19 protein-coding genes and 1 tRNA gene are annotated in these 20,575 nt (G+C 38.1%); 5 read left to right on the forward strand and 15 right to left on the reverse strand.

Annotated features, from left to right (window positions below):
* The first annotated feature begins 221 nt into the window (after positions 1-221).
* The gene (locus tag AC0UA9_RS00840) at positions 222-398 is read left to right on the forward strand and encodes a DUF1328 family protein (RefSeq protein WP_475655806.1); all 177 of its coding nucleotides are present in this window, start codon (positions 222-224) and stop codon (positions 396-398) included.
* 71 nt (positions 399-469) lie between these two features.
* Positions 470-721 carry a hypothetical protein gene (locus AC0UA9_RS00845; RefSeq protein ID WP_475655807.1) on the forward strand — a complete coding sequence of 84 codons (252 nt, stop codon included), beginning with the start codon at positions 470-472 and terminating at the stop codon, positions 719-721.
* 106 nt (positions 722-827) lie between these two features.
* Here AC0UA9_RS00845 and AC0UA9_RS00850 read toward each other — a convergent pair whose 3' ends face one another.
* The 9 genes from AC0UA9_RS00850 to yejK form a co-directional block, all read right to left on the reverse strand.
* A complete protein-coding gene (locus tag AC0UA9_RS00850; protein WP_475655808.1) occupies positions 828-1,337 on the reverse strand; it encodes a regulatory protein RecX in 510 nt (169 codons plus the stop codon).
* Between the two features lie 7 nt (positions 1,338-1,344).
* Entirely contained in the window at positions 1,345-2,262 is a 918-nt protein-coding gene (locus AC0UA9_RS00855; protein ID WP_475655809.1) for a DUF7281 domain-containing protein, read from the reverse strand.
* A 46-nt stretch (positions 2,263-2,308) separates the two neighbouring features.
* Positions 2,309-3,553, reverse strand: a complete 1,245-nt coding sequence (locus AC0UA9_RS00860) for a hypothetical protein (RefSeq protein ID WP_475655810.1) — start codon at positions 3,551-3,553, stop codon at positions 2,309-2,311.
* Positions 3,554-3,605: 52 nt separating this feature from the next.
* A complete protein-coding gene (locus tag AC0UA9_RS00865; protein WP_475655811.1) occupies positions 3,606-4,229 on the reverse strand; it encodes a hypothetical protein in 624 nt (207 codons plus the stop codon).
* The gene (locus AC0UA9_RS00870; RefSeq protein WP_475655812.1) at positions 4,229-7,984 is read right to left on the reverse strand and encodes an ATP-binding protein; all 3,756 of its coding nucleotides are present in this window, start codon (positions 7,982-7,984) and stop codon (positions 4,229-4,231) included. The genes AC0UA9_RS00865 and AC0UA9_RS00870 overlap by 1 nt, the downstream gene beginning before the upstream one ends.
* A gap of 164 nt (positions 7,985-8,148) precedes the next feature.
* Positions 8,149-8,979 carry a M23 family metallopeptidase gene (locus AC0UA9_RS00875; RefSeq protein ID WP_475655813.1) on the reverse strand — a complete coding sequence of 277 codons (831 nt, stop codon included), beginning with the start codon at positions 8,977-8,979 and terminating at the stop codon, positions 8,149-8,151.
* On the reverse strand, positions 8,972-9,853 hold the full coding sequence (locus tag AC0UA9_RS00880; protein ID WP_475655814.1) for a 6-carboxytetrahydropterin synthase: 882 nt from the start codon (positions 9,851-9,853) through the stop codon (positions 8,972-8,974). Before AC0UA9_RS00880 ends, AC0UA9_RS00875 begins: the two co-directional genes overlap by 8 nt.
* Before the next feature lie 151 nt (positions 9,854-10,004).
* Positions 10,005-11,063 (reverse strand): dihydroorotase, encoded by a 1,059-nt coding sequence (gene pyrC, locus AC0UA9_RS00885; RefSeq protein ID WP_475655815.1) that lies wholly within the window; start codon positions 11,061-11,063, stop codon positions 10,005-10,007.
* A gap of 129 nt (positions 11,064-11,192) precedes the next feature.
* Positions 11,193-12,329, reverse strand: a complete 1,137-nt coding sequence (gene yejK, locus AC0UA9_RS00890; protein ID WP_475655816.1) for a nucleoid-associated protein YejK — start codon at positions 12,327-12,329, stop codon at positions 11,193-11,195.
* A 94-nt stretch (positions 12,330-12,423) separates the two neighbouring features.
* On the opposite strand from yejK, the gene AC0UA9_RS00895 reads away from it, so the two are divergent.
* The 3 genes from AC0UA9_RS00895 (at position 12,424) to AC0UA9_RS00905 (ending at position 14,711) form a co-directional block, all read left to right on the forward strand.
* Positions 12,424-12,642 (forward strand): YejL family protein, encoded by a 219-nt coding sequence (locus AC0UA9_RS00895; protein WP_475655817.1) that lies wholly within the window; start codon positions 12,424-12,426, stop codon positions 12,640-12,642.
* A 61-nt stretch (positions 12,643-12,703) separates the two neighbouring features.
* Entirely contained in the window at positions 12,704-14,443 is a 1,740-nt protein-coding gene (locus AC0UA9_RS00900) for a DUF3413 domain-containing protein (protein ID WP_475655818.1), read from the forward strand.
* 191 nt (positions 14,444-14,634) lie between these two features.
* Positions 14,635-14,711, forward strand: a tRNA-Pro gene (locus tag AC0UA9_RS00905).
* 282 nt (positions 14,712-14,993) lie between these two features.
* On the opposite strand, the gene AC0UA9_RS00910 is transcribed toward AC0UA9_RS00905, so the two are convergent.
* From AC0UA9_RS00910 to AC0UA9_RS00935, 6 genes are all read right to left on the reverse strand, one after another.
* Positions 14,994-15,638, reverse strand: a complete 645-nt coding sequence (locus AC0UA9_RS00910) for a hypothetical protein (protein WP_475655819.1) — start codon at positions 15,636-15,638, stop codon at positions 14,994-14,996.
* Between the two features lie 243 nt (positions 15,639-15,881).
* Positions 15,882-18,098 (reverse strand): TonB-dependent receptor plug domain-containing protein, encoded by a 2,217-nt coding sequence (locus AC0UA9_RS00915; protein WP_475655820.1) that lies wholly within the window; start codon positions 18,096-18,098, stop codon positions 15,882-15,884.
* A gap of 132 nt (positions 18,099-18,230) precedes the next feature.
* Positions 18,231-18,560: a quaternary ammonium compound efflux SMR transporter SugE gene (gene sugE, locus AC0UA9_RS00920; protein ID WP_475655821.1), complete on the reverse strand. Its 330-nt coding sequence runs from the start codon at positions 18,558-18,560 to the stop codon at positions 18,231-18,233.
* A gap of 121 nt (positions 18,561-18,681) precedes the next feature.
* Positions 18,682-19,287: a pentapeptide repeat-containing protein gene (locus AC0UA9_RS00925; RefSeq protein ID WP_475655822.1), complete on the reverse strand. Its 606-nt coding sequence runs from the start codon at positions 19,285-19,287 to the stop codon at positions 18,682-18,684.
* Positions 19,288-19,438: 151 nt separating this feature from the next.
* Positions 19,439-19,852 (reverse strand): nucleoside diphosphate kinase regulator, encoded by a 414-nt coding sequence (gene rnk / locus AC0UA9_RS00930; RefSeq protein ID WP_475655823.1) that lies wholly within the window; start codon positions 19,850-19,852, stop codon positions 19,439-19,441.
* Positions 19,853-20,153: 301 nt separating this feature from the next.
* Positions 20,154-20,507 (reverse strand): DUF1428 domain-containing protein, encoded by a 354-nt coding sequence (locus tag AC0UA9_RS00935; RefSeq protein WP_475655824.1) that lies wholly within the window; start codon positions 20,505-20,507, stop codon positions 20,154-20,156.
* Positions 20,508-20,575 lie beyond the last annotated feature (68 nt).

Below are 20,575 nucleotides of genomic sequence, written 5' to 3' on the forward strand. Positions count from 1 at the left end.
AGGGGCTAATCCTTTAAGCGCTAACGCTTAATCGCTTTAGTAAACCAAGAGCAGATTAGTTCGGCTGGTAACTTCTACATAATGGCTTGTAAAATTTACCCGTTTAGGTTTTTTATAGCGACTAACTGTACAACAAAAACAAAATAAAACAATGAGTTAGAAAGTTGGCATACCTCTCGCTTAATTAAAGGTAAGTAATAATAAAGTAAAGGAGAAGTTTTATGTTAAGTTGGGCACTCACTTTTTTAGTTATCGCAATTATAGCTGCAATTTTTGGCTTTGGTGGTATAGCAGGCGCAGCAGCAGGCATTGCAAAAATCATCTTTTTTATTTTTGTTGTGTTATTAGTTATCTCATTAATAGCAAACGCATTACGAGGAAATGCACCTAAAGCTTAACTATTTATAGCTTAATTATTTATAGCTTAATTATTTAAATTTTTATATTTTAATCTTTTAAGGAAATACTCATGAACAATACAAATAAAAGAATTTCACTCATGGCCATTGCACTAACAACGGTATTAAGCTTAAGCGCCTGTAGCGACGACGATAAAGAACAAGTTAATAACACACTAGATAAGGCTATCTCTACTACACAAGATGCTGCCAAAGAGGCAAGCGAAAAAGCGAAAGATATGGCCACTGATGCCGGTAATGCCATTGAAGATGCGTGTGAAAATGCGAAAGAAAAATTAGATACGAAAGATACCGACTGTTAAAAGCCTATAGAGTTAAGCAATAACAAAGATTATAAAAACTGTTATTGAACAGCAAAACTTAAAAAGCTAGCACTTCGCTGGCTTTTTATTTGCCTGCCCCGACCTGTTAATCCCATGCTTGCTCTGCTGAATACGTAACGGCTTTATTGGCAATGGTGTATGAAAATCCTTTCGATATTAAGTGCCGCAATGCTTTTTGTTTGCGCTTAATATCGTCTATTGGCTCAGGCCCAAACTTTCTTATTTTTAACATTAACGCTCGGTCAAAATACTCTTGGTCACTGGTGTCTATTGTGCTAAGACAATCATTTATTATTTGCGAAGAAAAGCCTTTGGCATACAACTTCTCTTTTATTTTATTAGGTCCGATATTCTTTTCTGATAAACTCTCGGTTAGGCGTTGTGCGTAACGCTGATCATCAACAATTCCTCGCGTTATTAAGTAATCGAGAGCTTGCGTATTAAATTGTGTATCATCTTTAAATAATAGGTTAGCTTTTTGCAGTAGTGTCTTAGCGGAGTAATCACCATATCGTTCAATCATCCATTGCATATAACCCTTGACGCGCTCATAAGTAATTACTTGTTGCTTAGCATCTTGCTTTTTTTTATACATGGTAAGGTTAAGTCCTATTGCTTAGTTTTAATAATGTTAACGCAATATTATGAGTAACAATATGTTCTTGTTTGAGTGTTTTTTGCTGGTTTAATATCACGGTAAACAGTGACAGCCATGCAGGTTTTTGCTGAGATTGCGCTTCTGCTTTTCTGTGTGTATTTTGTAAAAACTTAATAGCAGCGCCCTGCTCAAACCATTCCTTTTCGCTCCCTTCAAGGCTATTAACAACTTGCTTGAACTCTTCAATGTTTTTAATTGTTAGCCAATAATCAGCATGACACGTTAACGCAATTTCAATGCCCTTGGGGTCAACATCACTAAAGCATATTCGCTGATGATTGTTAAAACGACGAAAAAATTTATAAGCAGTACCCGTGCTCTGCTGTTTTTTTAAATCGCCTCGATATAGCCACAATGCATCCTTTAATTCTTCATTTATTGAGGGTAAATTTAAAGCCGATAAACTGGCCATGACCGCAAGATTTTCTACCAGAACAATTGTTTTATGTTCAATTGATTGAATATCATCGGCTTTCACATAAATACCCAATGACGTTAATGAAGGTAGCTGATGGCGCGTTTGATTAATTTTGATCGTTGATAAACTATTGATTAAAATAAAGTCTTTACTAACAGGCAAGCTGTTTATTTTTTCATTTCTATTTTTATTGGCGTTTATATTTCTACTCTTTTGTTCCGGGTATTGATCATATTTGATATCAACACCAAGCAATTTTTGTATGTTTTTACTTAGCGCTAAAATATCATCTAGAGTAAAGCTTAAGTACATTTTACTTAAATCAAGCTGACCAAAGTTATGCTCGCTGTACAGTTTTGTCGCGAAAGCGGTATTTTTTATTTTACCGCCCTGTCTATGTTTTTGGAGCTTGGCTTGAGTGAAATTATAAAGATTTTTATTCATTAGTTAGTAACCCAGCTGTTAACTCTGACTTTAGCTCACGTTTACATTACGGCTTTAACGTAATGACTACATCACTATAACGGTAATTATCTGTTGTACCGCTGACGGCAACGCCTTTCATTTTTATATTGAGCGCACTTTGCTGTGCATTGGTTAATTTACAATAACAACTAAACACTAGCTCTATCCATGCCGTTGGCGAAATAATTTGTGACTGTTCAAGCCAAGTGTTTTGCTGTGTTTGATAAAAATTTAAAGCTGAAACAGCAGTGTTATTGATAATAACGTGTTCAAATAATTGTTCTGTTTGTTGTTCAAAAAAGTCTTCTTCTACCAGTAGTGTTTCTATCACATCAACACTTACTTCACTGCTTGTTCTTGTTTTAAGAGGTGAAGCTGTTACTTGTTTACGTAATGAGTGTACTAATTCAAGTAATGGTTGTTCAATGTCTGTTTGTTTCGTGTCAACATAACTTTTAAGTGGCATTGCAGGAGAATACTTAAGCGCCTGGGGTAAATTGGGTAATTCAAATAAATTCTCATCAAGCTCAAACTCAGGACTTTTGCGCAAAAAACGCGCCATGCTACGGAGTTGGTTTGCTTGCTTCTCATCTTGGCGCAAACGAAATAAACTAATGCGCATGTTATCAATAATTAACCGCAGCTTAGGTAGTATTTGGTTGTACCAGTAAACAAAGCTTGATATTTTGCGGGCAAACTCATTAGGACAAGGCCAGTCTAACCATTCATAGCAGTCGTGTGGGTCGATTTGTTGTAGTTCATTGAGTAATTTTTGTGCATGTGACAAATAACGTTCATTCTGACGAATTTTATTAGACAAGCTGGTTACAAAACCAAACTGACTGACAATAGCAAAATGCATGGTGTCTAAGTTGTTATTGAAATTATCTTTTGTTTCGTAAAGTAAATCATCAAGTTGGTCTAAGTAATACTCAGCGTCTTCTTGCTCTTTCGCCTGTGTCGCTAATTGATAATCTTTTACGACTTCATCAATTGCATCAATCACTTTACCCATATCGGTCAGTTGCCGATAACTGGTTTGTTTACGCATGAGTCGGTTTAACATGCGTTTAAGATCAGTGGTTATGCGATACTCGCCAGGCGATTCGTCTGGCCTGATCAAGCCAGATTTGTGCAATAAATTTAGTGTGTTAGCATCTTGCTCGTCACTTGCAATTGAACCATAAACATAAGCACTAGCCAGTAAGTCATTGTATGCACCAATTTGCCGCAGTAAACTGGCGACTTGGTTCGTGTCAAAACCCGCCATTATAATGTACCTATAACAAAGCTATGGTTAACTCGCTTAATTAAAAAAATCATTAAAACAATAACTCTTCTTGTTGGCTTTTTTCTTGTTCAGGTAAGGTGACTAGCTCGGCATCATTTAAAAACTCAATTAATAAATAAATTAAGTCAAAGCGCGCCGTAGCATAATATCGGCTACTGCCTGAGTTTTTACGAACAAAGTAATGCATTTCTTCAAGCTTTTGAAACACTGTCACTAATTGCTCGCGTGTTTCTGTTTTATTGGTTTTAAACGGCCTGATAGAGGTTAACCTATTTAATTGCTCGCTCAGGGTTTGATCATGCTCAAATGGTTCAAATAATTCATTAATATTAATGACTGATTTTGCTCGAATAGGTAAATCCGCTTGTGTTGCCGTCAGTAATAAGTCTAAAAACTCTACCAAGGGCCTAAAAGTGCCACGCATTTCACTAAATAAGTTACTTAACTCTTGGTGATTACTCTCGTCTACTTGGTTGAAAGTACAGTAATAGGCGTCAGCACTTTCAAGATAGGTAAGCTTGCGGTCTAGGTTAGCTAAAAAATCATTCACCTTGTCGTTATGGCTTTCAGCTTTTAAGTATAAATATTCAGCTTCGTAAGCTGTTTGACAAATAACCGCGCCACAGAGGAGCTTTTGAATACTTTGTTTAAACATTAGCTTAACTCCTGTGTTGTGCTTTGTTTGTTGTTAGGTATGTCGGCGCACTGATTACTTGCCGGTGTGGCATTGCGTTGGGCTAATAATTCATCTAAACGAGACTGTGGAATATCAGCGTGATAAATTTTATTGTCTTTTAATTTATAATGGCGAGCATATAAGGACAAAATATGGCGGTCTGTCGACGGAGACGCAGACAGCATACTGATATGATTATCATTAAACATTTGCAATAACAGGTCAATGTTTTCAGCGGCAAGCTCGCCTAATTCATCAACGGGTAGAATAACTTTACTTGGGTGTTTACTGTCGCCGCGTAACATTGCTAACAAACCCGCAAACAAGGATAACATGGCTAAATAAGACAAACCGGTTGAGCTCACCTTTTTAAGCTGCTTGGCATTACGCGCTTGTTTTACTTGGCCCTTTTCAACAATAGTAAATTCTAAATCAAACAAATTGTTATGCGCTAACACAAAACCTTCATTAGGTAAGTAACTTGCTAACGTTTGCATCGCAAAGACTAAATCGTCAGGCACTTCACCAATACCATCACGTAATTGATCTTTATATAGCTCAAACACTTCAGCAAATTTTTGTAATGGCCCCCAGTAATCAAGCTCTTCTTGTTTCATTACTGTGGTAACATTAATATCGGCTAGGGCTTCAAAATGCGCTAGTGCGGTTACCTTAGTAGACAATAATTTACCGATACGTTTTATATTGCGGCCAAAGTTTTCAATGTGTTGATAAAACTCATTGATCATTGTGGCATTCACTGTCACCAATTGATAAGTACTTTGCTGCTTTTGCTCAGCGCTGTTTAGTAACTCACTGATGGGCTCGCGGTATTTAAAGAGCGATTGAGCGCCAGAGTAATTATCGTTGTCTTGTAATAGTTTTTGCCAGTTTTCAAAGAGCTCACTACCTGAATGGTCTTTTCTAAAGCGTTCACTAAAAGTATTAAGTTGTGTGGTTAATCGCTTTTCAATTGTTTTAAACTGTTGATGATAATCAGAACAAAAACTAGCGGTTAAATCTGCTTGGTTTGACGGCTCCTGTGCTGACGTTTCACTTGCGATGGCAGACATTTCACATAAGCGTTTGTTGTCGTTGAGTTGCACTAGTAAATCTTCGGTTGCCTGTTTTTCTAGGTTGTTTTTTCTAATTAGCTGTTTTAACTCATTGATTTTTTCTGATAATTCAATGTGACTATCTTCAAAGCTTGATTCTAAATTACGTTTACTAATTTTTCTATTTTGATTCTGCTCCGCTAAAGCATCACGGTGGCAATAGCGCTCTGTCATAAAACTTTGATAGTCACGAGCCTTTTGTGCATATAAAGCACACTGCTGTAAATTTTGTTCTAATATAACCCGCTTAGCAATACATTTGTCTATTTCACCATCAGGGTCAAGATGGTTAATGTCACTAACTCGCTGTTTTTTAAGATCTGCTAGCCGTTGCTTGGTATTGCTGATCAAGGCTGAATGTTGTTCTGACAATAATGCTAGTTGGTTGTCTCGGTCGCTTTCAACTACCATGGACTTCTCTAATTTGTCATTAGTAAGTTCATGTAATTGTTCAGCTTTATTTTCTTCAAAGCTTTGTTGTTTTCGCTCAAGCGCTTTAAGTTGTTGCGTAAGCTGTTGTAATTGTGCTTCAACACTGGCTTTGTGTGCTTTTATTGCTAGTTGTTTTTTCACAACCAGGCTTTGTTGTTGCGTATTTAACTGGCTTAAGGTGAGTTTTTGCTGGCTTAAGTGTTGCGCTTGTGTACTGACTTGAGTTTTTAGTTGGCTAAGGTCTTTCGCTATTGATTTTAGCACAGTGTCTAACTGTGCCATTTTATCGGTTTGTGCTGCTAGCTTGGTTTCGATCGCTTGGCGTTTTTCACGCAGTTGTGCTTCGTCTAAAAATAATGAGTCGTCGCAAGGTAGCTGTTGTAAATCAATCGACAAGCCATAAAGACTAGGCGGTATGCTGGTATCGCTAGTATTTAACCACTGTGGATTTAAATCAGAGCGCGATAATTGTTCTGTTGTTAATAAACGACCAATAGTCTCTTGCCAATTAGTTGCTAGCGGTTCATTAAGCAGGTAATGATGTAAAGAGTCAACGTGCGGTAGTAACTGTAATTCAACTTGATGATAGTCTTGGCGCAGTTGTTCTAAATAACGGCTCACGTCGCTACGCTCATTTAAGCGTTGGTTTTGCTGTTTTTCTAAATGATGTTGCTGTTTTTGTAATTCTGCCGCTTGTTGTACAAGCTCATTATATTGCTGTTGTGCATGAGACAATGCTTCGGCATTTTGTTCAATGTCTTGTGCTAACTCTGTGGCAATGATTGGTTGTGCTAGTTGCTGCTTAGCCGTATCAAATTGATATTGTATTTTTTGATGATCTTTTTGCAGCCGAAGCTCTTCTTTGTGTAACTGGGCATTAAGCGCTTGTTCTTGTTGATGAAACACTTCATTAATGTGTGTTAATTGTTGATTAGCTTCAGCGCTAATTTCCCCAGCTTTTTGTTTATTGCGGTTGATACCTTTGAGCTTTTCCACTTCAATTTGTTGAATAAGCTTATCAAATTTCTGCTCGATTTTACTGATATTACCTTCAAAGGCATCAATAACCGAGATCACTTCATTAAGCTCTGCTTGAATTTGTGGCGCTTGGTCTGCTTTAATTTGATAACTACTGGCATCGTCATCATCGTAATTAAGTTTGTCTTGATCAAGCAATTCAATTTTACTTAAATCAGCATTAATTTTTGCTTCAAGATCGAACAAGGCTTTGTTATGTTCTTCAGTAATAGTGGCTAATTCATGCTCTACTGTGTTACGTGCAGCAATACTTGTTTTTTTCAGCTCATCTCGTTGTTGTTGCTTTAATTCAAGACGTGCTTGATGTGTGATAATTTCAGCATGCAGATGTTGTAGCTTATTTACTAAACTTGCAAAGGCACTAAAATCACTTTGCCAAACAGCAATTTTATCGGCTACTTTTTTAATGGCACGACTGGCCTGTATATCAGCAAGCCAGTGAGTAATATCGGCTTTATTTAAACTCAGTTGCTCTTTTTGCTCACTGGTGTTTCGTGCAAGGTAATCACTCGCAATGGCAACAAGCATATGCTTTACTGCTTCAAAATCGAGATTTTTTTCTATGGTGCCATTAATCACTTTATCAATGTGTGGGCAAGGTTGTTCACTAAAGGCGTACCGGTTTTGCAGTACTCGTATTTCTTTATGTTTACGACCGCTACGCAAGTGTTGAATAACTTGCCGGTACTTGTCTATGCCTAAGAACTTTGACGTGTCAGCTCCAGCATTACGGTAGTTTTTTTCTATTTCGCTTAGGGTAAAAGGTTTAGCCTTACCGCCCAAAGTGTTAGCGATAAAATGCTCGCTGTTATATGCAGCGTCAATAAATTTAAAATGTACACCTCGGCCATCGCTGCTGGCTAAAACTTGGCACACTTGCCCAAAAGGCCTAGCATATTCATACACTAAAAGGCTTGATTCTCGGGGTAAGTAAAAATCAGCAAAGTTTTTGGCTTGATCGACCTTACTCACAATATCACTAGGACGCATGCCATAAAAAAGGGGTAATAAACGCATTAATGATGTTTTGCCTGCGCCGTTAGTGCCTTCAAGTTGTGTGTGACCCGTTAGGTCAAGCTCGTTTACTTGCCCTTGCCAAAAACTGTCAATAATAATAATGCGTAGCAGAGAATAACCATGTTCGGCCATACCGTGTCCTTAAAGGTATACAGAGGCAAACCCAATGGTATACCTCGGTGATAATATAATGTTGATTACAAGCAAGTAGTTGAATATTAACGATAAGGTAATTGCGCATTACCAATATAAGTGATAAGCAAAAAAACCTTATTAGTATGGTTAAGTTTAATTTTCTATTTTATCGGAATAACTTTCATCGCTAATTCAGGGTCAAAGCGAACAGAGTGCCAATTCATCCGCCAATCTAAATGAGGCCCAGTAACTCGGCCTGAATTGCCTACTTTGGCAATAATTTGCCCTTGAGTGACTTTATCACCCACTTTTACCAGTGAATCACTTAGGTGTAAAAAGTTTGAAGTAATACCATGACCATGATCAATGACGAGTGTGCCGCCCGAATAAAACATATCAGGTACCCATAACAAAACAGTGCCACCGGCAGGTGCTTTTACCTCAGCACCAATAGCACCAGCATAATCAACGCCATAATGTGGATTTTTAGGGACGCCATTATAAAAACGCTGACTACCATATACCCCTGTAATACGAGATTTTCTTGGGGCGATAAAACCTTGCGAGAAGTCAGTTAAAGCACTTGAAATTTTACGTACTTTCACTATTGCAGCGCGATCTTGGCTAGCACGTATATTGGCTTTTTTATTTGGGTTCATAATTTTTTTACTAATACCCTCCACCCGTGATATTTTATACTCACGCTTTTTTGGGGTAAAAGTTTTTGTTTCTACTGTGCCGCTGGGCGAAGTAACCGTTAATGTGTACTGGGTTTTATCATCGCGAGAAAAAGCAAAAACATAATCCCCCTGGGGAGAGACAGTAAGGGTTTTGTCATTTAACATCACTGTATTGTTCGCATTTGTTTTACCAACAATTAAGCCCCCTTGTTGCATTTCACCAGAAAGTTGAATTGCGGCTTGTGCATTTGCCATCGGGAACATACTTAACCCTATGACAAACAGACCAGAAAGTTTTTGAAATTTAAACACTGACAATAGCCCCTTTTGCAACACCTTCATAAGCAACGACTTTAATTGTGTTATCAGGTAACTCTTTTTTAAGTTGTCTGGCGATAAAGTCAGCCAGTAATTCTACGGTTGAATCACAATCAACCACATCTAATATTTTAGTGTCTACCGCAATATCAAACCGACCTTGTGGTGCATGGTAGCTAAAATATTGATGATCGGGTGTTAAATTAGCCATTGCCTGTGCTGATAATTGAATCTCATCTTTAGCAACACGGTCGGCTTCACTGGCAATATAAATATCTTGCCAACGGACACACCATGCAGCTTCTAATTTTTGGTTTCTTTTACCATCAACGTAAACTTTTATTTTTGAGCGATGACCATGGGCAATACGCTGACAGTTACCGTCATGTAATTTTAAACCATGGGTATAATGATAGTAGTCACTTGGGATATCTTCAGGGCGTAACACCAATGTTAGCCCTTCTACATTCGTTGGTAATTGCGCGAGTATAATCTCTGTTAAGTACTTTGTTACTTCCGGTATGGTAATGTGTAAACAGTCAATCCCCGTAAAAGCACATGCGGGTGATTGTAGATGATAACTTGCTATATCACTTATAAAATCAACGGTTTGGTGCCCTTTATTATGACAAGACTCTGCCAAGGTTAAGGCTGGCTCTTGCATAGGCAGTAATAATTTATGATCAACGGCATCATCAATAATGGCTTTTATTTGCTTTTTTACCACAGCAAAATCTAGCACCATGCTCATATCATTTAAAGCGCCATCAAGTAATACATCTACGATCCAACTTTCACCTACAATACCGCGCTGTTTACACAGATATGAAAAATCAATAACGGTTAAATCATCTACAAATAATTGCATTTTTTTCCTTACTCTATTTATTGTGTTTTGTTACACAATGTATACCTAGTTTATCAATCGCTTTTACAGCCACGTTATAAATAGCAAACTTTAAAGCTTGTTAGCAATAATAGCGGCAAAACGTTACTTAACTAACAAAGCTTTTGGTATTTTAACCTTTTACTTGCCACTGTATCGCCTCATTTGCACGCACAGGTACAACGACATCATCACCAAAGCTCATGGTGGCAGGCACTTGCCAAGGTTTTTTAACTAATGTTATTTTGTCAGTGTTAATGGGCAGTTGGTAAAATTTAGGGCCATTTAAGCTGGCAAAGGCTTCTAATTTATCTAAGGCATTTTCCTGCTCAAACACTTCAGCATATAACTCAATCGCTGCGTGAGCTGAATATACACCGGCACAACCACACGCAGACTCTTTAGCTTGCTGTGCATGTGGTGCTGAGTCTGTACCTAAGAAAAACTTGGCCTGCCCGCTTGTTGCGGCTTCAATCAATGCTTGTTGATGAATATTGCGTTTTAAAATAGGCAAACAAAAATAATGTGGACGAATGCCGCCAACAAGCATGTCGTTACGGTTATACATTAAATGGTGTACGGTAATGGTTGCAGCGACATTGTTACTAGCGCTTTTCACAAAATCAACGGCATTTTTTGTGGTGATATGCTCTAGCACTATTTTTAAATCAGGGTAACTTGCGACTAACGGCGCTAAAATGGTATCGATAAAGACTTGTTCGCGATCAAAAATATCAATATCGCTCGTGGTCACTTCACCGTGAATTAAGAGTGGCATTCCCACACTTTGCATGGCAGCAAAAACATCATTCATTTTAGCTATATCAGTTACACCAGACGACGAGTTGGTTGTTGCGCCCGCAGGGTATAATTTAGCCGCGAAAACCAGCCCTGATTCTTTTGCCTCTATGATGTCTTGTGCACTGGTATTGTCAGTTAAATATAAAACCATTAAAGGTTTAAAGCGGTCATTAGCGGCAACGGCCATAATACGCTGATGATAACTTTTGGCCAGTTTAGCGTCTGTTACGGGGGGCACTAAATTAGGCATAACAATAGCGCGACCAAAATAACGACTAATGTCTGCTACGGTATTTTTTAACACAGCGCCGTCACGTAAATGTACGTGCCAATCGTCAGGGCGCGTAATTGTTAAGCTGTTTTGGCTGTTTTTTTCTATTGTGTTTGTCATGAAAGTTCTCTTTTCTTTTACATTAACAAATTAATTGTAATGCATTGATATTTATTGTGTTAACAAGCTGACAATGTCAATCAATCTTGGTAACGCGTAACTTGTTTATTGCTGATAGAGTAAAAAAAATTACTCATTTTCTATAACTTCATCATTGTTCGTGGCCAATAATGCTTGTAGTTGTTCTTTTAGGTTTGGGGGTATTTTAAAGATAGTAATCGAGTCATTATGCGGATTATAAACAACATCTTGACCAAAATGACTGCGCTCAAAACTCAAACTAATACCATTACCGTAACCCGAATATTTAGTAATTTTATTAACAACAGTTTGGTCATGCGGAAACGACGCTTCTATAGGGTAAGATTGCTGCTGACAAAATTGATAAAAGTCTTGTTCGTTACCGTGAGCATCAGTTGTTGTATGGCCTATAACCTTCCCTACTTCTTGTATTGAAACGTCTTGTGAACTGGCTTTTTGCTCTTTACAATAGTTCAATAATTCTTTACGCGTTTGTTGCTTTTCACCAGCGTCAAGTTGGTTAATTGCAACGTAATCTTCAACGGCCTGTACTAAGGTTTGTGTTTGTGCTTTTGCATTTAAGCCTTCTTCGCAGCCTAAAAAGTCAAGAAAAAAATCAGACACTTTACGTCCAGCACGGCCTTTAATAAATGAAATATAGCGGTTGCCACTAGCATTTTGTTGGTAGTCAAATAAATCAATGCGTGCGGCCAACTGCAATTTATTGGTGTCAAGGTGCTTGTCTGCAGAAATATTTAGTTCACCATCAACGCTATAATGCTCTGAAACTGGAATTACGGCCACTAATAAGTAACGTCCACCCATATATTCATAATGACAAACCACTAAATAGCCGCTTTCTTCTAGGTCGTATTTTTCTATTTCATTTTTAAGGGTGTTAGCGGCTTGTGCACTAAAGGCATAAAAACTTTGGCGCTCGTTTAAGTAAGCTTCCATTAAATCAACAAAGCGCGCGGTGCCTGTACTAATATTAGTTAATGCGTCTGTATCGGTGATAGCGTCAGTATTAATTGCGGTTTCGCTATTACTTGCTACTGGCGTGGCAGCAAAGCTACCATAAGCTTTACTACCTTTAGCATTATAAACAGTATGTAAACCATCAACAAAAGCGGTTATTTTAGCACCAACCTCTATGTTTTCAGGGCCTAAACGTAATTTAACCTCGCCAGACTCTTCTTTTTTAGAAATAAAGTGTAGTGCTATATTTGAAATAATTAAACTCATAAATAGGGGTCTATGTTAGGGATATAATAGTATATTGTTCAGTCATTTGATAAACTGCAAAAATATTATTTATCATCAGCAATTAAGTGCCATTATGCCCATTGTATCGAAATACTCAAACGAACGCGTAGAAAAAATTATCCAAGAACTTATGGATGTACTTGTTAACGAATCAGCAACAACAGATTTAGCACTGATGTGCTTAGGAAATACCGTAACTAATGTTATCAGTAAAATCCCTGCTGACAAACAAAGTGCTATTGTAGACAATTTTACGCGCGCATTAAATCAGTCTATTCAAAAAACTCACTAGTTGAATTTTTCGTGAATTAAGATCTTTTATAAATACATCAAAACAAGAAGAATAAAGTTCAATGGTCTCTTTTGATACAAAAACCTACAGCAGAAAGCTTTTACATTTAATTAGTTGGAGCCACTGGTTCACCTTTTTTAATATATTTGCGGCAATTGCCCTTTCCTCTTTCTATCTTTTTAGTGAAACAGCACCAGACACTATTTTAGGGTACGCTTACCTGATTACTACGTGGGTTAGCCATATAGCCTTTCTCACCTTTATGAGTTTTGTGTTAATTATCTTTCCGTTAACCATTATTTGGCCTAATACTAAGGTGATTCGCACCAGTGCCTCAATAATATTTACCTTTGGGTTGTTATTGTTACTACTTGACGGCTTTATTTATAGTCGTTTAGGTTATCATTTAAACGCTTCGTCAAGTGCCCAAATATTCGGCTTAATACAAGAAATAGCACAACAAAGTGCACTTTTTTATACGGTCAGTGGTATGTTGACAATTGCCCTTTTGGGTTTCCAATTCACCATGAGCAATTACGCATGGAAGCACTTGAAAAAACTACAAAAAACAGTTTTTGCTCGTTACGCTATTTTCGCTTTAGTTTTATCTTTCTTCTTTAGCCACTTAACCCACATTTGGGCAGATGCTAATTTAGATTATGATATATTGCGTCAAGACACGGTTTTACCTTTGTCTTACCCTGCAACTGCTAAAACGTTACTAACAAAGTATGGCTTATTCGATGTTGACGACTATATTAAGCGTAAAACCATTCCACTAGCGTTTAACAGTGCCATACCGCCTTATTCACAGTTACAAGGTGGCCAATGTAGCAATGATAATATAGCGCAATCTGTGTTTTTAGTACTAACCGACGAGCAGTTAAACACAGCGCAATTACAGCGCTTTAGTAATAGAGCCAACGGCAACAGTTACTTGTTTACCAATCACGTTGACTCAGCCCTGCACAATGAAACTTGGTTTAACTTACTTTACGCTTTGCCTAATATTTATCAGCAAGATATTTTAGCACAACAAACCCAACCTTTATTATTTCAAGCTATTGCGCAGCAAAACCTTGCTAGTTCTTTTACCTTAATTGATAAAAACACGCGAAGAACGCGCGAAAACCCTTGGTTTATTTCATTATTTGATAATGAAAGCTACCTCAATGACATCTCTAGCCTAGTATTTGCCAATAAGCTCAATAGTAACCAACCTGGATTACATATTATTTATTTTAAAAGTACGCGAGTTAGACCTGAACATACCCAGAAAAAACACGCCAGTAACAATAGTTATCAATTTGAATTATTTGTTGATGCTTTATTATTAGCCCAACAACAAAAACAGCAAAAAGATATCATTTGGATCGGCTCTATGGGCAACCTAACCAAAGACACCCAGTTATCGACTAAGCCGGCGTTATTGGTTGTCCCCACTACTGCAGCCAATAACCAGGTAAAAAAACAAACAGTAAATAAGTTAACCAGCAGTATGGATATAGCACCAACCTTGATGAAAAACTGGTTAAATTGTAAGATACCTAATGAAAAACACAGTAATGGCACAGATATCACCACATTAAATAAAGATCGTGTTATTGCCAATACAGCTAATAATGGTTTAGTAGTATTTAATAAAGACAAATCGGTATTTATTGACCAAAATGGCAACTTTCAAAGTTATTCAAGTCAATTAGATGCGCCGATTAGTGTTAATAATGATTTCCCTTTAATGATTGATGGCGTGCATTTTATTAAGCGTTTTAGCCAACAAGCACAACAAAGTAGCCAATAATTGTTTATTGGTTAGCCGGTTAACTCTTGTTGCCTCATTTAACTAACAATTGTCATTGCATTAACGGAAGAAATCATTATGATAGGCAGCGTAAATCAAAGCGGCATAGTACGCAGTAATCATCCCTAGGTTACTTTGATATTATAATTTACATTTTTATAATAATGCGTTGTAAGTTTTTGATGACAAATCGGGGTATAGCGCAGCTTGGTAGCGCGTGCGTCTGGGGGACGTGAGGTCGCAAGTTCGAATCTTGCTACTCCGACCATATTAATAAAAAAAGATGTCTTCGGGCATCTTTTTTTATGCCTGAATCCCAGTAAAACGTGACATTAAGCCACAAGCCTTGACGGCATAAATGCCGACCTACAATTGACCAATGATGATAATCAGGCTGAAGTGCTGATAGCAGCTTAATGTCTAACTGATGAACAGTCTGTAAATAAGTTTTTATGGTTGTTCTTTATAAATATTACTACCTCGCAGTAACGGTGGTAACTACTGTTACTGCGAGGTAGTTGAAAGGTAGCTGTCGTTTACTACAGCTTGTTTAAAACAAATAGGAAATAGATAGGCCTCCAGACATTGCTATATAAGCAATTGAATGAGTAGTAGTCGTTGAGTTATATGCATAACCACCTGTGTATATTATTTGATCTTCATATTCATCAGCTTTACGCAAAGTTAATACAAAGTCTAAGGCCACAGGCCCCCAATTATAGCCTAGCCCACCTCCAAGTTGAAAACCTGAAAAGCTTTTTTTGTAATGGTTGTTATACTCATCTTCATAATAAGAATAATGAATAGCGTTATCGCGCCATTCATCAGAAAAGTAGCCAATACCACCATACCCTCTAAAACCTTTTTTAGCGAAACCGGTACCACCATAAGCCATGATGTCATATCCGGTACTCTCGAGGTTGTCGGCATCACTTTCTTCTAATGAAAAGTAAGACGCTCTTATTTGAAAATGATTATTAAAAGCATAAGCTCCGTTTAGAGTAAAACCACCAAAAGTATAGTCACTAACATAACTGGTATTACTATCACTTGTAATAGCAAACGCATAAGAGCCTGCCCCGATACTCCAATGATTTAATGCTTTAGTTGGTTTAGTGTCGTCATTGGCAAGTGTTACGCTAGAGAAAAGTAGCGTTGTGGCCAGTATTGCTGGTTTTATAACAAAATTTGTCATTATATTCCTTGGATATAAAAAAGAGCACTTAATAGAAGTGTTACATGAGGGGTTTAACACGTAAATACTGTGTGTTAGGAATATTTTAACACGAGGGAGACTTTGAAAGTGTAAGCTAAAGCCTCAACATCACGTGAGACATTGGCTATAAAACACCAGTATTTGAACACTTTATGGTGAGAGAGATAAATAGCGTTGAGGGACAGATTTAGAACTGTCCCCCTTTATTTAAAAGCTTAGTAATTAAAACGCGTAGCTTACTGCAATATTTAGTGAGCGCCCTTGCCCAGCAATTTGTTGAAAACCTTTGGTATTATCTTGCTTATATTGAGCAATACTAACGCCCCCTAAAGGCAGCTGATAATATTCATTCAGTAAATTACTGAGTTCAACACTTAACGTTAACGTATCCCAAGAGGCTTTTGTGCTTAAGTTAACCAAATGATAACTGTCGGTTTTGTTTTCCAAGCGGTTAGTGTCAACACGGGTTTTGTCATCGACCCATTCCCATGTTAATGCGTTTTCAAAGTGACCAACTTTTTGAATAAGCCCTACTTGTGTTTGCCATGGCTTTATTTGATACAGCGCTTGGTTAGTATCTTCTCTTGTACCACGCGTATTGGTAATATTGGCTTTTAGTTGCCAGTTACCCATTGCGCTAGACTCAAAAATATTCACAAGTGCATCAATCTTTACGCCGTAGAGCCGGGCGTCAACATTAGTAAACTGTAAAATATGTCGGTTTGTCCCTTCTGTTGTGTTTTCAATTTCCGAGGCAACGTTTGCGTCAATATAGTCACTAACATCTGTGTACCAAGCATTGGCATTTACCTGCCAACTGTCATCATTGGCTACTTTAGTATAAGTAGTACTAACGGTATGCGCAGTTTCAGCAGTAAGATCTGGGTTGCCTAAATACCCATTACCGTCACCGTACCAACCAATCATTCGAGTAGACATGCTGGTGACACCCCAGCTATACCTTTCATATAAACTTGGTGCGCGGTTTTTACGCGCCAAACCAAATTGCAATGTGTCGTTGTGGGTTAGTTGGTAACTTAGCAATAGATTGGCGTCAACTAAAGTGTCGTCACGTTTTTTGTCAAGGGCGTTAAATGTTTTGGCCGCGCTAGCGTTGTCTGGCCCCATTGACATATGCATGCCTTCCATATCGTGCATGCCGTCCATATCGTGCATGCCTTCCATATCGTGCATGCCTTCCATATCGTGCATGCCTTCCATATCGTGCATGCCGTCCATGCTCATACCGTCATTATAGCCTTGCACCTCGCCAACATTGGCATGAACATTTTCAATACGAACTCCAGCGTTTAACCACCACTGGCTATTTAACTGGTTTTCATACTCTGCAAACGCTGCGATGCGTTGTCGCTTACCATTATTAATATTGATATAGTCATTTGGGCCCATCATCATTGAGCCTTCAATGCCAGGCCACCAATCGTCAATGCGATAGTCAAAATATTCCTGCCCTAATAATAACGTACTATTATTACTTAAGTTTACCCGCCATTTTAATTGGTAACTCACATCTTGTGCGTCTGTTTCCATTGGCATCATGCCCACTTTTTCAGGGGTGAAAAAACCCATCTCATGTTTTACGCTGTGCCAATTTAGCTGCCCTTCAAATTCGCTATTGTCCAGTTTACGTTTGTACTGGGCGACAACGCCATAACTGGTATTGTCAACCATATCCATGTATTGGTTAGCAAAACCCTGGTAGGGAATTTTTTGGTGCGTTAGCTTAACAACCAGTTGCTGCTTTTGGTCACGCATTGCTGCGGCTAAACTATGATTTTGTGAGCGGTATAACGTGTCGAGTACGGTTTTGCCATTCCCGTCTTCATAGCTGTCAGCATCAGTAAACGCGCCTTGATAGTTCACACTAATAGTGTCACTTGCTAAACGCGTACCAATTCCGACTGAACGACCATTATTCACCGAACGATATTGCCCAGAAAGGTAACCTGAATGCCATGCTAAGTCACTGTCTTTGCTATACACTGGAGAAATGGAGTTAACATTAATCACCCCTGCAATATTATCGCCCCCTGCACTAACGGGAGAAATACCAGCAACCACACTATAAGAGGATATTTGATTAGATGATATATAAGAAAGTGGCGGGTTCATTTGGTTGGCGCAGGCTGCAGTAACATCAGCACCATCGACTAAAACTTTGATCCTATCTCCCATCATGCCATTTAAAACGGGGAGATTGGCAACACCACCGGCAGCAGAAAAATCAACACCTGCATCACTTAACAGTGACTCTGAAGAGCCTAAGGCTAAATGTGAGTTTTGAGTATGCCCATGCACTTCGATAACCTCAAGTGAAGCATCGTCATCAGCAATAACTGAAGACGATAATAATGTGCTAATTAGAAGCGCTAAAGGAGAGAGTAAACATTTAATTTGAGAGCGTTTTTCAATATTCATAATAATAATTGATACCACTGTGAAAAGTGACAACAATTATAACTTTTTGTTCAAGCCCTAGCCTGCGACATATTGTCTCGTTTTTATAAAAAAATTACCTTGTTTGAACAAACTAAAGTTATGCCCGCCTCGTTAAATTGCCTGTATGCTATGGGCTAATTTAAGGCCGACAATGCCGATAAAAATAAAACCAATACTGACTTGTTTAAGCAGTGAAGTGGGCTCATTAAAAAGCAAAATACCTAATATCGCCGTACCTACCACACCAATACCAACCCACACAGCGTATGCCGTACCAACAGGTAAGTTTTTCATGGCTAAACCCAGCAATACAAAACTGAATACTAATGCCGATAGGGTCCATACGGTAGGCCATAATTTGGTGAAGCCTTCGGTATACTTTAAACCAATTGCCCAAACTATTTCAAGCAAACCTGCAATAACTAAAATAAACCAACTCATAATTACATCTTATCAAGGCGGGGTCGTCCCCATTGTTTATCTGAGTGAAGAGGTCGTCCCCATATCATTTACTGCGTTACCTTTGCGTAGAATTTTACAGCATTAAAATACTGAAGGAGCTTTACTCTTGCAGCTTTATGCCTAATGAGTCTAGCAACCGTATTGCTTGGTAACGAGAAAAGGTTGCGTTGTTAACCTTATTGTTTTTTATATTAATATCATAATTTTCAGCACCACTAAAATTGGCGTTGGTAAGATTAGTGTTATTAAATAAGCTATTATTTAAATCGCTATGAGCAAAGCTTGCACCTTGTAAGTTAGCTTCTCGAAAGTCTACATCGTATGCACGGCAATGTTCAATAGTTAATTCCTCTAGACTTAGCCCATGAAAAGAAGAGAAATTAATCATACACTCTGTAAACATTAATGGAGCTGACAACATTAAATCTCGCCAATAAGCCATGGTCCAATTAATGCCAATAACTTTACATTGGTGAAACACAACATCAGCAAACTTGCTATTCGTTACACTAATATTATTAAGGTTGCAGGCAATAAATTTACAGTGTGTAAATTCACAGTGAGTAAAGTGGCTTTCATTAAAGTCACATGATTTAAAAGTGCAATTATAAAACTTTTTCGCTGTTACTTTTGCTTGAATAAGCTTTAAATCACTAAAGTTTTGCTCATGGAAGTCTTGGTTATCATTGTTGGTGAGCGTTTTCACAAATTTTACCCTAGTCACCAAGTGACGTTAACACCATAAATAAAGGGAACAAGCTTGCTCCCTTTATTGGATATAAAAAAATATTGTTATGGCTGTATTCTACTCGCGTCGTTGTTTTTAACCCCCGTGTACTACTGCCGTATGATAAAGTTTATCTATGCAGCTCACCCGCTCTTTCTGGCTGGTATGTGATTTCAGTGATAATAACCTTAATAAGCCCGCCACCTGGTTTAGGCCATTCAATTTGATCACCTTGTGAAAGCCCAAGTAAGGCACTACCAACAGGAGCTAAAATCGATATTTTTTGGCCACTGGAGTCAATATCTTTTGGGTAAACTAATGTGAGTGTAAATTCTTCATTTGACGACTCTACAGAGAACTTCACTGTAGAGTTCATCGTTACTATTGTTGCTGGCACTTCAGAAGGCTCTACTATATTTGCACGTGCAAGCTCTTTTTCCAGTTCATTGATACCAACCACTACACTCTTAGGTTGGGCTTCAATTAAGTCATATAATCTGTCTGCGTCTAAAGATGAAATAATTATTTCTGGTTGTTTACTCATTTTCGTTCTCGATAATCTATAGTTTTGGTTTTTTACAACTAGCTTGTAGAACACGCGTTGTTTTGTTTCACGGATCGTACTACTTTAACTGCAAAGATGTGTTTTAACAATAACGAACATCTGCGGTGCTAAAAATAGTTATATCTTAGAAAGCGCTAATGGTAAATAACCGGTTAATTGATAAAAAACACGACCCTAACTTCAACATGCATGCTTATAACATTGAAGGCGGGGTCGTGTTAAAGGTATGTAAAGCTTTTAGCTTGTTTGGTAACTTAATTACCCATTAAGTCAATGCTGATTATGCACTGTGAATTATATTAAAACCGCCATAAATCAGTCGCTTGCCATCAAAAGGCATAGGGTTTTGCTCTGGTTGCATTCGTGGATCATCCATTATTGCCTGCCAACCTCTGTTGCGTGCTTCTTTAGTTGGCCAAGTGACCCAAGAGAATACAACAGACTCGTCTTCTGCTTTTTTTACCGCCATTGAAAAGGATGTACTTTCGCCTGCTGGTACATCATCCTCCCACGTTTCTACCACGCTGAGTGCGCCATGGTCTTTAAACACCACAGCCGAAATTTTAGCATGCGCTAAATACGCGCTTTTATTTGCATTAGGGACTGCAGCAACAAAACCGTCAACGTAAGACATTTGGACTCCTTTTTTAGCAATAGATAAGTGTAAGGTAAACAAAGCGCAAGCGACTGTGTTTCAAATCT

The sequence above is a fragment of the Colwellia sp. F1 genome, assembly GCF_056238625.1.

What these genes read in the sequence shown, in the direction of transcription:
- AC0UA9_RS00840 (WP_475655806.1), top strand. Translation starts at nt 222, where the DNA reads ATGTTAAGTTGGGCACTCACTTTTTTAGTTATCGCAATTATAGCTGCA.
- AC0UA9_RS00845 (WP_475655807.1), top strand. Translation starts at nt 470, where the DNA reads ATGAACAATACAAATAAAAGAATTTCACTCATGGCCATTGCACTAACA.
- AC0UA9_RS00850 (WP_475655808.1), bottom strand. Translation starts at nt 1,337, where the DNA reads ATGTATAAAAAAAAGCAAGATGCTAAGCAACAAGTAATTACTTATGAG.
- AC0UA9_RS00855 (WP_475655809.1), bottom strand. Translation starts at nt 2,262, where the DNA reads ATGAATAAAAATCTTTATAATTTCACTCAAGCCAAGCTCCAAAAACAT.
- AC0UA9_RS00860 (WP_475655810.1), bottom strand. Translation starts at nt 3,553, where the DNA reads ATGGCGGGTTTTGACACGAACCAAGTCGCCAGTTTACTGCGGCAAATT.
- AC0UA9_RS00865 (WP_475655811.1), bottom strand. Translation starts at nt 4,229, where the DNA reads ATGTTTAAACAAAGTATTCAAAAGCTCCTCTGTGGCGCGGTTATTTGT.
- AC0UA9_RS00870 (WP_475655812.1), bottom strand. Translation starts at nt 7,984, where the DNA reads ATGGCCGAACATGGTTATTCTCTGCTACGCATTATTATTATTGACAGT.
- AC0UA9_RS00880 (WP_475655814.1), bottom strand. Translation starts at nt 9,853, where the DNA reads ATGCAATTATTTGTAGATGATTTAACCGTTATTGATTTTTCATATCTG.
- pyrC (WP_475655815.1), bottom strand. Translation starts at nt 11,063, where the DNA reads ATGACAAACACAATAGAAAAAAACAGCCAAAACAGCTTAACAATTACG.
- yejK (WP_475655816.1), bottom strand. Translation starts at nt 12,329, where the DNA reads ATGAGTTTAATTATTTCAAATATAGCACTACACTTTATTTCTAAAAAA.
- AC0UA9_RS00895 (WP_475655817.1), top strand. Translation starts at nt 12,424, where the DNA reads ATGCCCATTGTATCGAAATACTCAAACGAACGCGTAGAAAAAATTATC.
- AC0UA9_RS00900 (WP_475655818.1), top strand. Translation starts at nt 12,704, where the DNA reads ATGGTCTCTTTTGATACAAAAACCTACAGCAGAAAGCTTTTACATTTA.
- AC0UA9_RS00910 (WP_475655819.1), bottom strand. Translation starts at nt 15,638, where the DNA reads ATGACAAATTTTGTTATAAAACCAGCAATACTGGCCACAACGCTACTT.
- AC0UA9_RS00915 (WP_475655820.1), bottom strand. Translation starts at nt 18,098, where the DNA reads ATGAATATTGAAAAACGCTCTCAAATTAAATGTTTACTCTCTCCTTTA.
- sugE (WP_475655821.1), bottom strand. Translation starts at nt 18,560, where the DNA reads ATGAGTTGGTTTATTTTAGTTATTGCAGGTTTGCTTGAAATAGTTTGG.
- rnk (WP_475655823.1), bottom strand. Translation starts at nt 19,852, where the DNA reads ATGAGTAAACAACCAGAAATAATTATTTCATCTTTAGACGCAGACAGA.
- AC0UA9_RS00935 (WP_475655824.1), bottom strand. Translation starts at nt 20,507, where the DNA reads ATGTCTTACGTTGACGGTTTTGTTGCTGCAGTCCCTAATGCAAATAAA.